The 12,514-nt window shown below is 68.4% G+C and carries 11 protein-coding genes; all 11 read right to left on the bottom strand.

The features are described from left to right. Positions 1-42 precede the first annotated feature (42 nt). Positions 43-531 carry an FAD synthase family protein gene (locus EHO50_RS23260; protein ID WP_128433125.1) on the bottom strand — a complete coding sequence of 163 codons (489 nt, stop codon included), beginning with the start codon at positions 529-531 and terminating at the stop codon, positions 43-45. Further along, positions 528-2,021 (bottom strand): PQQ-binding-like beta-propeller repeat protein, encoded by a 1,494-nt coding sequence (locus EHO50_RS23255; RefSeq protein WP_246101352.1) that lies wholly within the window; start codon positions 2,019-2,021, stop codon positions 528-530. Before EHO50_RS23255 ends, EHO50_RS23260 begins: the two co-directional genes overlap by 4 nt. Before the next feature lie 122 nt (positions 2,022-2,143). Next, positions 2,144-3,688, bottom strand: a complete 1,545-nt coding sequence (locus EHO50_RS23250) for an oligosaccharide flippase family protein (RefSeq protein WP_128433123.1) — start codon at positions 3,686-3,688, stop codon at positions 2,144-2,146. Continuing rightward, positions 3,685-5,343 carry a hypothetical protein gene (locus EHO50_RS23245; RefSeq protein WP_128433122.1) on the bottom strand — a complete coding sequence of 553 codons (1,659 nt, stop codon included), beginning with the start codon at positions 5,341-5,343 and terminating at the stop codon, positions 3,685-3,687. Before EHO50_RS23245 ends, EHO50_RS23250 begins: the two co-directional genes overlap by 4 nt. Continuing rightward, positions 5,318-6,769 carry a hypothetical protein gene (locus EHO50_RS23240; protein ID WP_128433121.1) on the bottom strand — a complete coding sequence of 484 codons (1,452 nt, stop codon included), beginning with the start codon at positions 6,767-6,769 and terminating at the stop codon, positions 5,318-5,320. The genes EHO50_RS23245 and EHO50_RS23240 overlap by 26 nt, the downstream gene beginning before the upstream one ends. A 56-nt stretch (positions 6,770-6,825) precedes the next feature. Continuing rightward, the gene (locus EHO50_RS23235) at positions 6,826-7,557 is read right to left on the bottom strand and encodes a class I SAM-dependent methyltransferase (protein ID WP_220096458.1); all 732 of its coding nucleotides are present in this window, start codon (positions 7,555-7,557) and stop codon (positions 6,826-6,828) included. 58 nt (positions 7,558-7,615) lie between these two features. Further along, positions 7,616-8,818: a glycosyltransferase family 4 protein gene (locus EHO50_RS23230; protein WP_128433120.1), complete on the bottom strand. Its 1,203-nt coding sequence runs from the start codon at positions 8,816-8,818 to the stop codon at positions 7,616-7,618. A 41-nt stretch (positions 8,819-8,859) separates the two neighbouring features. Then, positions 8,860-9,840, bottom strand: a complete 981-nt coding sequence (locus EHO50_RS23225; protein ID WP_128433119.1) for an NAD-dependent epimerase/dehydratase family protein — start codon at positions 9,838-9,840, stop codon at positions 8,860-8,862. A 170-nt stretch (positions 9,841-10,010) separates the two neighbouring features. After that, positions 10,011-11,123, bottom strand: a complete 1,113-nt coding sequence (locus EHO50_RS23220; protein ID WP_128433118.1) for a glycosyltransferase — start codon at positions 11,121-11,123, stop codon at positions 10,011-10,013. Next, positions 11,120-11,668: an LbetaH domain-containing protein gene (locus EHO50_RS23215; RefSeq protein ID WP_128433117.1), complete on the bottom strand. Its 549-nt coding sequence runs from the start codon at positions 11,666-11,668 to the stop codon at positions 11,120-11,122. The genes EHO50_RS23220 and EHO50_RS23215 overlap by 4 nt, the downstream gene beginning before the upstream one ends. 35 nt (positions 11,669-11,703) lie before the next feature. Continuing rightward, the gene (locus EHO50_RS23210; protein ID WP_128433116.1) at positions 11,704-12,408 is read right to left on the bottom strand and encodes a CDP-alcohol phosphatidyltransferase family protein; all 705 of its coding nucleotides are present in this window, start codon (positions 12,406-12,408) and stop codon (positions 11,704-11,706) included. Positions 12,409-12,514 lie beyond the last annotated feature (106 nt).

The raw sequence follows: 12,514 nt of genomic DNA, 5'->3' as shown, positions 1-12,514 counted from the left end.
GCCGCGCGAGGCCAGGAGCCCCGTGTCAGCACTCCGTTGCTGTCAGCCCTCCGTTGCTCTCGGACCCGGTCCCGCGAGCTGTCCCGCGGCAGGCTCGGAAGGGCTCCGCTGGGCGAGGAGGTGGAGTGCGTCCCGTAGCAGCGTGCTCGAGGTGTGCACGGTGTACGGGAAGTAGACGACCTTCACCCCCACCCGCGCGAATTCGGTCTCGAGAGCCGTCCAGACCTCCGTGCCCAGCCAGTCGTCGCCTTTGAAGATGACGTCGAATCCGACTTCCTTCCAGATCCCGATCTTGTCGTCCACGGTCGCGACGAACGTCTCGTCCACATAGCGCACGCTCTGAACGATCTGCAGTCGCTCGGAGAGCGGGACCACGGGCGGCCTGCCTTTGAGGCGCACCACGAGGTCGTCCGAGCAGACGCCGGCGATGAGCCGGTCGCAGTGCCCGCGCGCCCGGCGCAGGATGTTCAGATGGCCCACATGGAAGAGGTCGAAGACCCCTGGCGCGTAGCCGAGACGTTCTCCCATCAACGCTGTTCCTTCGGAGGCCCATCGGCGGCCGCGGTGACTTCGAGCGTTTTCGACCGGGGCGAGGTGTTCTCGCCGTCGCTGACGGCGATCCGGTAGTGATGGCGGGAGCCGGGGGTGACGGAGTCGGTGTGCGTCATCGTGGGGCGGTTCCACTCCGCGGAGCGCTGGGTCGGTGAGGCCACGAGCTTGCCGTCCCGGTAGACCAGGTACTTCAGCTCCGCGTCGTCCCGGTCCCATGCGGCGCGCCAGCTGAGCGTGATCTTCCCGGCGGCCGACGTCGAGGCCTCGAGCTGGGGCGGCTCCTCCGGGATTCCGCGGTCGCGCCCGGCCGAGAAGCGGACCAGACTCTGCTGCCGTCTGCCGTTGACCTCGGTGAACTCGCCGCCCGCCCAGAGGGCTTCACCGGCCATCTTCAGCGCCCGGGGGCCGTTGCCCTCGCCGGTCCCACCGTCCGTGTCGGGGAACCAGTGCAGGATGTGCCGGTCACGGACCGACTGGGCCAGGAAGTGCTGGCGGTTGTTGAACTCGGGGAAACCGCCCGGTGTGTCCCTGCAGTTGTGGGCGTGGGAGCCGCTGTAGAGCACACCGTTGTGCACGGCGAGGGCCTGGGTGGCGCCCAGGCAGGTGTCCCGCCAGATCATCTCGCCGTTGCCCAGGCGGCCGGCGATGCGGCCGTCGAAGATGCCCGTCCCCTTGCCCTCGGCTGCCACATAGAAGTTGGTCGCGTCGCGCACCAGCGCCTTCACCTTCGATCTCGCCGGCAGCCAGCTCGGGTACGAGGTCACCGTCGTGCCCGTGGCGGGGCGCAGGGCGACGAGCTTGAACTCGAACTCGTCGTTGACCTCGAGGAAGTCGCCGCCGACGATGAGCTTGCCGAATTCGGGCGCGGCGAGGATGGCCCGTACGGGAGCGTCGATCTGCGCCTTGAACGGCAGCAGCGAACCGCTGGGGGTGAGCGCCACGATGCGCTGCCTCTTCTGACCGTTGACGATCGTGAAGTCGCCGCCCAGGTAGACCGCGGCGTCCGTCACCTCGATCGCCCGCACGAACGACGAGATGTGCGGGCGGAAGTCCTTGCGCAGCGAGCAGTCGGCCGTGTTGAGCGCGACCGCGCTGGACGCAGCGGCCTTGCCGACCTTGCCGAACGAGCCACCGACGTACAGCACCTCGCCGTCCGACGACGCCTTCAGCGCCCGTACGGTGTCACCGCCGCCGGAGAAGGAGTGGGCGCACGGCAGCAGCTTGCCGGTGGCGGCGTCGAACGCGGCGAAGTTCTTGCGTGCGACCTCCCTCTGTCCGGGCTTCGCGCCCGGCGGACGGACCTTGTCGAAGGTCCCGCCGACGTACACGACACCGCCTGCGTACTCGATCGACCAGACGATGCCGTCGGTCTGCCAGGTCGCCAAACGGTCGGCGGTCAGGGTCTTTTCGTCGCCGTCGGCTGCCGAGCTCGAAGCGGTGATGAGCGAGGCAGCCGCGAGGAGGGCCACAAGCGAAGCCGTTGTGGCCCCCCGCTTCGTGCTTTTTCTCAGGCGCATGGAACATCCCTGGTTGCAGCAAGTACGGGTGGGAGAAGGGGAGCAGGAGTGGCGGTCTCGGTTCTGAGGCGGCCTCAAGTAGTGCGTTCGCGCAGCACACCGACGAGTTCACGCACTCCCAGGGGTGCACTAAATCGCCACAAACTTATACCGAATACGCAAAATCCCATGGTGATTGCGACGGCAAGTCCGATGGCCGTGTCACCTGCCAGCAGCCGGGCGGGAAGGACCAGCGGCACCGTGAGACACAGGCCGGCGGCGGTCGCCAGGAGATATCCGTGGTCGATGATCGTGAAGCCCGGATGCCGCCGCACCAACGCGGCGGAGACCAGGTTCTCGACGATGGTCGCCGCAGCCCAGGACAGGGCGGCTCCGAGGACGCCCAGGCGGGGTACGGCGAGGAAGCCGACCGTCAGCTGCACCGCGAACGCGACGCCGGTGACCGCCAGATGCCAAGAGCTCTTGCCTGCCATGAGGAGCACCGTCTGGGCGTTTCCCACCCCCACGTTGACTGCCGAGGCGACGCAGAGCACCACCAGCGCGGCCGCCCCCTGCTCGAACTCCGGCCCGAACAACGACAGGACGGTGCCCGGGAAGCTGGTGAGCAGGACGAGCAGCGGCCAGGAGAACAGCACGATCCAGCGCGTCGAGACCCGGTACAGATGGCGGGCCTGTGGGATGTCGCCCACGGCGAGGAGACGGCTGATCTCCGGAGCGACGGCCAGCCGGATGGCGAGCTGCAGCAGCGTCGCCGCGATGACTACCCGGCCGACGGCGGTGTAGATGCCCGCCTCTTCGCTCGTCGCCAGGCAGGACAGCAGGACGACGCCCACCCAGACCGCGCTGATGTCGAAGACGGAGGAGATCGCCCGAGGTACGGAGAATGCCCAGAATCCGTGCCTGGTGGTGGCCGTGTCGGGGCCGGGGGGACGCCTGACGCCGGTACGGCGGCACCGGCGCAGCGCGTGCCAGGCGACGAGGACGCCGGCCAGGGAGGGAACGAGCCAGGCGGCGGCCAGGCTCAGCACACCGGGGGCCAGCAGCGCGACCGGCACGGCGATCAGCACGCGCAGTACCGGTTTGCCGATCTGCTCGACCCCGACCAGCGGAAGCACGGTGCCGTAGCCCTGGGTCGCGCCGAGCAGGATCAGGGTGACCGTGGCCAGCGGGAGAAACAGGGCGAAGAGCCGGACCAGAGTGACTGCGTCCTGTGGTGCCAGGTTCGGCAGCAGTGAGGTGGCCGTGGAGGGGGACAGGAACAGCAGCGCGGCAGCCCCGGTGCTGACCGCGGCTCCCGGTACGACCGCGGTGCGCACAAGTGCGCCCACCTGGCGGCCGCCGCCTGTGGCCACGTCACGGGAGACGAAGCGCACCAGCCCGGTGTCGGCACCGAGCTTGCAGGTGTTGCTGAGGATGGTGAAGACGGCTACGCCGGTGAACACCGCGCCCGACCCGTGCGCCCCGAGGGCACGAGTGACCAGGGTGACGAGGACGTAGCCGAAGACGGCGCTGACCGCTGCACCCAGGAAGCCCCACCACCCGCCCCTCGCGGTGGCGGCGACCCCGCTCCGGGCGGCCTTCCCATCGGCTGTGGGAAGGGCCGTTCCGGAGGCGCTCATCCTTTGGAGGCGGTGAGCGTGTCGTCCTGGGCGGACGAGCTCTGCTGCGGCTGGGAGATCAGCTCTTCCTGCGTGCGGCCGTCGACCTGATGCGCAGCGACGGACAGAGCCTCGGCGCGGGCGGCCGGCATCGCGGACGAGCCCCGCTCCCCCTGCCCGCGGCCACTGTCCAGGGCACCTCGGAGCAGGCTCCGCCGGGTGCCCGGGCAGAGGACCGCGCCCACGATGTGCCCACCCGAGCAACTGATCAGCTCGCGGACCTGCCTGAGGTCGTCGCGTGTGGTGTGCTCCAGGCCGCCCACGATGAGGACGCCGTCCGCACGTTGGGCGACCGCGAGACCGTCGGCGTGTTCGAGCAGAGCCCGCGTGACGACCACCGAGGACCTTCCGGCGGCGCACGACAGCACACGCGCCACCATGGGGGACATCGGGATGTCGCCGGTGGAGGCGCCCCGCCTGTCCGGGCAGAGCATGATGCGCCCCGCCGTGCCCGCGTCGACGACGACCCGGCCGTCCAGAGGCCGCGGCCCTTCGGTCTCGTCGCCCGAATCCTCGGTCAGCAGCGGCAGCCTTGCCGCGAGGCCCGGTGTGCTCGCGGTGGCGTCCACCAGCAGTACGTCCTCACCGGACTCGGCGAACACGGCGGCGAGGTTGATGGCGGCCGCCTCGGCCTCGCGGTCCTGCTTCGGGGCCACGACCAGCAGCGTGCCGCCGGCCGTACGGGCGTCGCCGCTGCGCAGGTGGAAGGCGAGCGTGCGGTACACCTCCGCGCGGCTGCTGGCGACCCGCCCGACCTCCAGCAGCTCGCTGTCCGTCCCGGCACCCGGGAGGATGGCCAGCACCGGGGCCCCTAGCGCGCCTTGGACCTCGGCGACCGAGCGGACCCGTGGTTCGAAGGCGGACCGCAGCCAGGCGAGCACGATGGCCAGCACGAGTCCGCCCATCAGGCCAAGACCGATGAGCGCCACCGGCCCCGGCCCCGCGGGGTGCTTCGGCGGCTTGGGCTTGCGTACGACGTCGCCTCCGCTGGTGTCGCGGGACTCGAAGTCGGAGATCCGCTTCTGCAGCACGTTGATCTGGTCCCGCAGAGCCGCGCTCCCGGGCTTGCCGACTTCGGCGTTGCTCTTTCTGATCAGCGGCGCGACCTGCCGCTTCAGCGCGTTCGCCATCCGCCGTACCGTGGCGTCGGTCCGCTCCTTGCGGTCGGCGAGATAGGCGTCGATGAACGCGTTGTTGACCCGGGCCGCCCGCTTCGCCGTGCCGGCGGTGTACTCGAACCGGAGAATCTGGGTGTGCGGCGCATTGCTGACCCGCAGCTCCTTCAGCAGCGCCTCGGCACGGGACGGTTCGCGCAACGCCTTCGCCGCACGGGCCGCGACGGAGGCGCTGAGCGCGATCTGCTGCTCGGTGCCCATGCTCACCTGGTTGTCGACGGACACGCCGAAGGTGCTGAACGGGTCCACCGTCGAACGGACGAGAACCTCACCGGTGGAGGTGTAGCTGCCTGCGCGGAGCAGTACCAGCAGCAGTCCCCCGAGCAGCCCGAGGACGATACCCAGCGCGATGGTCACGCGGTACTTCAGCAGCTGGCGCAGCTGGTCGCGGAGCTGGTCCGGTTCGCCGTACCGGTCATCGAAGCTGGTGGAGCTGGTCACGGATGCCTCCTGTTCCGGGGATGGATGCGTGGCTGGCGGGCGCGGGTGGCAGCGCCGGTGAAGGGAACCGGGATGGCCGGGCGGCGCGGCGGGTGATGAACAGCGGGACGACCAGGAGCAGCAGCATCGGCCCCACGATGGCCAGGAGGCTGCCGCGCAGGAAGATCATCTGGTAGAAGGCGAAGGCCGGGACCAGGAGAAACGCCAGCGTGGTGCGGCTGTCCCGGAGCCGTTCCCGGATGTCGTCCATACGGCGTCCGGCCGCACCCAGCAGGCAGAAGACGGCGATCACAGAAGGAAAACCGGCCCACATGTAGCTCTCGATCCACAGCGGTGCCGAGAGATTCCAGAAGTCGTAGCCCGCATGCTGGGCGAGCGTGATGCCGATGGCCTGCGGCTTTTCCGGCCACACGGAGCGCGGCACCATGAACACCACAGGGCCGAGCGCGTCCGACGGCGAGAAGCCATTCTCCTTCACATGGTCGACGCCCGTCTGCATCTGCTGGAAGGAGTCGTAGTCCATGTTGGAGGTGAGCTGCTCCGTCAGGCTCACCACTTGGACGGCTTCACGTTCGCTGTAGCGGAAGTAGTCGCTGTACGGGAAGACGAGGAGCACCACCGCCGTGATCGCCGCGGCGATGAGGCGAAAGGCCCGTGGGCGGTTGAGCCGGCTCCATGAGAACAGCAGGACCAGCAGGACGGTGCCGGCCCAGAAGCGCGGCCTGCTGATCGGGTTGTTGACGACCACGTTGAGGCCGAGCAGCAGCGGGAGCAGCAGCAGGCGGGCGCCGCGCAACCACCGGTCGCCCTTCGTCCGGCGGGGCAGGTGAATCAGGCCCACCAACGCCCAGAAGGCGGGGACGGCGAGGATCCAGGTGCGCAGCGTCCGCTCCGAGTCCGTCGCGGCCTTCGACTGCCACAGCGCCTGCCTGCTGGTGAAGAAGGCGCCCCACCCTCCCAGCTCGGGGACGAGTACGACCGCGAGAACGAGCGACAGAACGCTCAGGGCGAGCACGGGCAACGGGGTGAGCCTGCGGGCGAGCACCGGTCCGAGAAGGACCGAGCGATGCCCGGCACGCCTGGCGGCCAGCAGCGCTCCGACGCTGTAGGCGAGGAGCCCGACCTCGATCAGGACGGTGACGAAGAAGGCGTTGGCCTCGTCGGTCCGGTATCCGAGGGGGTAGGTGTCGGTGGCGAGCATGGCGAGCGGCGCCAACCCGAGCCATACATAGGAGAAGAGCCAGAAACCGAACGCGACCAGCCGTACCGACGTAGCGGTGAGCACCCATGTGAGGGCGCCACCGGTGTGCGCCACGACGACACACTGCACGACGAGTGCGGCGCCGACGTGCGCGTCGCGCGTCTGCAGGACCAGCCCCGGCAGCAAGCCGACGAATACAGCGGCCCAGGCGCATACCGCGGCCATGCAACGTTCTTGACTGCCCTGCACCTGCACCCCTCTCACATCGACCCAGTGGTATCTCACATTCGATACATATCGGGTGAATCCAGGAGCGTTTTGCTTGAGGGATGCCGCTTCGGCCGACAAATCATGAAGTACTGCGAGCTCAACCACCAGGGCAGGTTCGGCACCGGGCTCATATGCACGGCATCGATGGAGAACCGCTCCCGCACGACCTCCCGCAGTTCACGGAAATCAAAACCCTTGTGTGTCGTGCGCGGGTTCTGCGGCCGGCTCACATGCATTCCGACCATTGCTTTCAGCACTTCCGCGGGTGTGTACTCCGACTTGAGTGAGCGGCTGCGAATCATCCAGTTCGACACCTTCGGCACGATGGCCAGGCCACACATGATCGGCACGGAAATCACGAGCGCGCCGTTCGGCTTGAGAATGCGCAACGTGTCTTCGAGCAGCGTGTCGAGCTCGTTGGCGTAAAGATGCTCGCAGACCTCGAACGCGGTCAGCACATCCACGCTTTGCTCAGCGATGCTTTCCATCGATTCCGCGTACTTCACTTCGGGATACGCCGGCTCCATGTACGCGTCGTATCCGACGAGCGTGACGTCGGGGCGCGCCTCGCCAAGCGCGTGCAGGAAAAGTCCCGGTCCTGCGCCGAAATCGACGACGGTGCCGTGCTTCGCGCACACTCCGGTGACAAGGTCGATCGCCATCGTCATGCGAGTGCGATGAGCGAAACGCGCCAGCGGATTGCCCGACCTGACCGTTTGTTCTTCGTAGGAAATTTCGCGCATCGACAGCTCCCGACGCTGGTCTGTGAGAAGGCTTGCCATGAACGTTCAGCGAAAAGGTTCAGCCGGTGTCGGAGCGCCTCACGGTCCGCAGAATGTCCTCGAATTGCGAGGCGCAGCCCTCCAGGGCGAACTCCCGCTCGGCCAGCGCCCGGCTCTCCTTGCCCAGCGCCTCCGCGCGCACCGGGTCGTTCAGGACCTTGCGGACCCATGTGGCCGCACCGGCCAGCGAGGACTCCTCCGGGGCGAACACCACCGAGCCGGCCTTCCGCAGCAGCTGCGCCGCCAGATTGTCGGCCGGCATCAGGCCCAGCACCGGGCGTCCGGCGCACAGATAGGACAGCGTCTTGGAGGGGACCGAGAACTCCCCGGCATCCGCCGCCAGCAGCACGACCAGCACATCGCCCGTGCCCAGCACCTCGGGAAGGCGGTCGTACGGCTGGAAGGGCAGCAGGGTCAGATCGACGCCTCGGGCGGCCGCGGCCTCCTTGATGACCGGGACGGCCGGGCCGTCGTTGACGACGACGAGGCGGACCCGTTCGCCCAGCTCGCGCAGCGTCTCGGCCAGCCGCACCAGCAGGGCGGGGTTGTGCTTGAGGCCGATCGTGCCCGAGTACAGCACGGTCCTGACGCCGGTGAGGCCGTGCTCCTGCGACCACGCGTTGGCGCGGGCCACGGGGAGGATCTCGTCCAGCGGCGCCCAGTTGGGGATGACGGTGACCTTGTCGGCGGTGCCCCACTCCCGGTGGACCCGCACGAAGGAGTCGGCGATCACCACAATCGCCGAGGCGCGTCGCGCCGACCACTTCTCGCCCCGCTCGAAGACACCGGCGGCGATGCCCATCAGCCTCGACACCCCGGCGGCGGCGAAGCTGCGAAGGGCGATGGCGGTGATGTCCTGGTGCCACAGCACCCAGGGGATGCGCAGCATCTTCAGCGCCGCCGCGGCCACCACCAGGGTCGGGATCGGCAGATTCCCCAGCATCGCCACGTCCGGCTTCTCGCGCCGTACCTGTCGGGCCAGTTCCAGGCCGAGGCGGGTCTCCTGGAACAGGCGCCGGACGTAGGCGCCCTTGTCCAGCACGATGCCGTCGCCGATGGTGACGAAACGCAGGCCGGCGACCGCGTTCTCGGCGAGGTTGCCCTTCCCGGAGACGTAGGCCGGGCAGGTCGAGTGAACGACGTCATGACCGCGGCGCGCCAGCTCACGGCTGAGCTGCGCCTGGAACGGGTGCCCGCTGTAGTCGTGGACGAGGATCCTCATCGGCTGCTGCTCTCCCTGCCGATCCGAGCGATCACGAGCGATCACGAGCGGGCGAGCTTGACCTGGTCGTAGACCCAGGCATACGTCTTCTCGAGGCCCTCGGCGAGGGGGATCGAGGGCTCCCAGCCGTGGAGTTCGCGGATCAGGGTGTTGTCGGAGTTGCGGCCGCGTACGCCCTGCGGCGCGTCCAGCTGGTACTTGCGCTCGCAGCGGATGCCCGCGATCTCCTCGACGATGTCGACCAGTTGGTTGATGGAGACCAGCTCGGAAGAGCCGATGTTGACGGGAACGCTGCTGCTCCCGTGCATGAGCATCTGCGTGCCGTGCAGACAGTCGTCGATGTACATGAAGGAACGGGTCTGCCGGCCGTCGCCCCAGATGTCGATCCGGTGCGACCCTGATACGGCCGCCTCGGCGATCTTGCGACACACGGCCGCCGGGGCCTTCTCGCGGCCGCCGGTCCAAGTGCCCGCGGGGCCGTACACGTTGTGGTAGCGCGCGACACGACAGGTGAACCCGTAGTCCTCCTCGAAGTGGCGGCACATGCGCTCGGAGAAGAGCTTCTCCCAGCCGTAGCCGTCTTCGGGCTGCGCCGGATACGCGTCCTCCTCCTTCAGCGCGGTGACGTTCGAGGCGGTCTGCTTGTCGGCGGCGTACACGCAGGCGGACGAGGAGTAGAAGTAGCGCTCCACATCGGCCTCGTGCGCGGCCTTGAGCATGTGCGTGCTGATCAGCACCGACATCATGCAGGCGGCCTTGTGGTTCTCGATGAAGCCCATGCCGCCCATGTCGGCGGCCAGCATGTACACCTGACCGGCGCCCCGGACGGCGTCGCGGGCGTGCTCGAGGAGCGACAGATCGGCGACGACGTTCTCGGCGTCGCGGTGCAGTTGGTGCCACTCGTGCTGCGGCTTGATGTCGACGCAGCGGACCGACAGCCCCTGCGCCAGGAGGTCGGCAGCCAGATGCCCGCCGATGAATCCCCCGCCTCCGGCAACGACGACGTCCACCTGCTTGGTCATGGCAGCTCCTCCAGAAACCCGGAATCGGTGATCACTGAGACCCGCCTGGTAGGTTATGCACTAATTATCGGAATTAGGACGATCTGCCACGCCCTTCCGCGCCCCGAGTCATCCGATGCCTCCGTCTGGGCCTGTCATCAACAGACCTCGGGCGTCACATCGATGAGCCTTCAGAGATTTCGGTAGAGCTCTTCCAGTCGGTCGGTCACCGCGTGGATGGAGAAGGCTTCTTCCACTGCGCGCCTGCCCGCTTCCACCAGCCCACGTCGCCTGTTCTCGTCGGCGAGCAGCTCACCGACCGCGTCGGCCATGGCCTGCGGGCTTCCGTCCGTGACGATCGCCGCTCCGCGACGCCCGAGTTCGTCCGCCATGCCGCAGGTCTCCGTGCACACCACAGGGGTTCCTGCGGACAGGGCTTCGATCACGGTCATGGGGAACGGCTCGTCCACGCTCGGCAGCACGTACACCGCCGCCTTCGCATAGGCACGCAGGGCCTCGGCGTACGACAGCGCCCCGCCGTAGGAGACGACATCCCCCAGCCGATGGGTGGCGATGAGCTGACGCACCGTCGCCAGCGAGCCCTCCTCCGGCCCGTGCAGGGTGAACCGCACATCGGGCAGCTTCCGGTGCACCAGGGCGGCCATCTCGACGAACGCCTCCGGGCGCTTGCGCGGATGCAGCCGCGCCATGAAGAGCACCTCCGGCGCCTGCAGCCGACGCCGCACCGCCGCGTTGCGCTCCGGCCGCACGCCATTGGGCAGCGTCAGCAGCGGCGGCCCCTCCGGTCCGATGACCTCGGACACGGCCCGCCGCTCCCGCTCCGTGAGCACCAGACAACCGCGCGCCCGGCGCAGCAGAGGTACATACAGGCGGTCGAAGAGCTTGGCGACAAGCCTGTGGCGTGGCTCCACCATTCCATGCGTCTGCGTGAAGAACCTCTTTCCCCGCAACGTCGCTACGGCCAGCGCGGTGAGGGAGACGAGGTCGCGCCCCGCGTGGATGTGCACCACATCGGCCCTGCCCATGGCACGCCACATGTCCCCGACGAGGAGCGGGTGCATGATCCCGGTGAAGCGGCCCGGAAGCAGGGAACGCGCCGGGCGCGTTCGCAGCGGAACCGAGCCGATGCGCGCCGGTGCCCGGGATCTGCCTCGCCACAAGGACAGCAGCGTGACCTCATGGCCGCGCGCGGCGCACTCCTCGAGCTGCCCCGTCGCCACGCTCGTGGGACCGCCGTACGCCCCGTCCTCGCTGACGAGCGTCACCACATGAACGAGCCTCATCCCATGCCCCTCGCCGTGACGACCTCAGCGGGTGCGATGTCGCGGTGGGCGATCGCCGCGGCACCCACCACAGCGCCACGACCGACCGTGACCCCGCGCAGCACGACGGCCCGCGCCGCTACCCACGCTCCCGGCTCCAGCCGGATGGGCCCGTTGTCGAACTCGAAGGTAGGGCTGAGGCGCTGATGGCTTCCGGTGCACAGCAACGCCCCCTGGGAGACACAGGCATTGCTGCCGATGCTGATCCGCTCGAGGTTCAGCAGCCAGGCGTCCTCGCCGATCCATACGTCGTCGCCGACGTCCAGCCGCCACGGCCAGTGCACGCGCACACGCTGACGGATCAACACCCGTTGCCCGATCCGCGCGCCGAAGGCCCGCAGCAGAGCGGGCCGCCAGCGGGCCGGGAACCACCACTTGACGAAGACGAGGTTGAGAACCGCGAACCAGGCTGCCTGCACGAGCAGCGGGCGCCCCTTGTCGTAACCGGCTCCGGTGAAGCCACGCAGGGAGCGTTCCACGGCGGTCGGCGCGGCGGTGTGTGCCATGGGTCGACCCTTCTTTGTGAGCGGAGTGAATCGAGTCAGGAGAGTTCCCGGAACCACTTGGCGAAGAATGCGGGCACAAGCACCAGGTGGGCCAAGAACAGGGCGACATACAGCGCGAAGAAAAGCCTCTGGCTTCCCAGGAACAGGAAGATCAGGCACAGCAGGCCGAAGTCCACGGGCAGCAGCGCCATACCCCGCACAGCCGAGGCCGGGCGCATCGGGCCGACGTGCCCGTCGGTCCTTCGCCGGCTCAGCTGTTCCGTCAGGATCCCTCCGAAGAACAGCAGGACAGCGGCGATCTGGAAGGTGATCGGGGTGAGCAGCAGGATGGGACGCGGCAGGTCGAAGAAGCGATAGAACGAAATCAGCACCGCCGCATGGACGCTCAGGATCTTCGCGCAGTCCACCACGTGATCCATCCACGCCCCGGCGGTACTGGCCGACCCGTGCAGCCGGGCCAGTTGACCGTCCGCGGAATCAAGCGCGAAACCGACGAGCAAGCCGAGCGCGACCCATCGTCCGAGCGCGTGCGAGGGAGGACAAAGGGCTACCGCGACAATGGCCGGAAAGGTGACCAGGCCGCTTGCGGCAGTCACATGGTTGGGTGAAGCCCCCATACGGTGAGCCGCGGCCGCGAGCAGCCTTCCGGCCGGCCGATTGACGAATCGTGAGTAGCCGGGAACCCCACGGGCGGGCTTCTGCGCCTTCGAGAGCTGCTTCAGTGTGCTGGGGAAGTCCACTCTCTCAACCTCATGCCCGTGATCGTCAGATCACGAACGTAAACGCTCGGGCCTACCGCACCCGATGAGACAAGCGGACTTATCGTGAGATCCACCCGATCGGCCT

The sequence above is a fragment of the Streptomyces cyaneus genome, assembly GCF_004028635.1.
Lineage (GTDB): Bacteria > Actinomycetota > Actinomycetes > Streptomycetales > Streptomycetaceae > Streptomyces > Streptomyces cyaneus.
The sequence above is the reverse complement of the archived record's forward strand: the minus strand, read 5'-3'. Positions and strand labels throughout refer to the sequence as shown.

Coding starts and splice junctions, on each gene's coding strand:
- EHO50_RS23220 (WP_128433118.1), bottom strand. CDS start 11,123: ATGAGGCTCGTTCATGTGGTGACGCTCGTCAGCGAGGACGGGGCGTAC.
- EHO50_RS23225 (WP_128433119.1), bottom strand. CDS start 9,840: ATGACCAAGCAGGTGGACGTCGTCGTTGCCGGAGGCGGGGGATTCATC.
- EHO50_RS23230 (WP_128433120.1), bottom strand. CDS start 8,818: ATGAGGATCCTCGTCCACGACTACAGCGGGCACCCGTTCCAGGCGCAG.
- EHO50_RS23235 (WP_220096458.1), bottom strand. CDS start 7,557: ATGCGCGAAATTTCCTACGAAGAACAAACGGTCAGGTCGGGCAATCCG.
- EHO50_RS23240 (WP_128433121.1), bottom strand. CDS start 6,769: ATGGCCGCGGTATGCGCCTGGGCCGCTGTATTCGTCGGCTTGCTGCCG.
- EHO50_RS23215 (WP_128433117.1), bottom strand. CDS start 11,668: ATGGCACACACCGCCGCGCCGACCGCCGTGGAACGCTCCCTGCGTGGC.
- EHO50_RS23250 (WP_128433123.1), bottom strand. CDS start 3,688: ATGAGCGCCTCCGGAACGGCCCTTCCCACAGCCGATGGGAAGGCCGCC.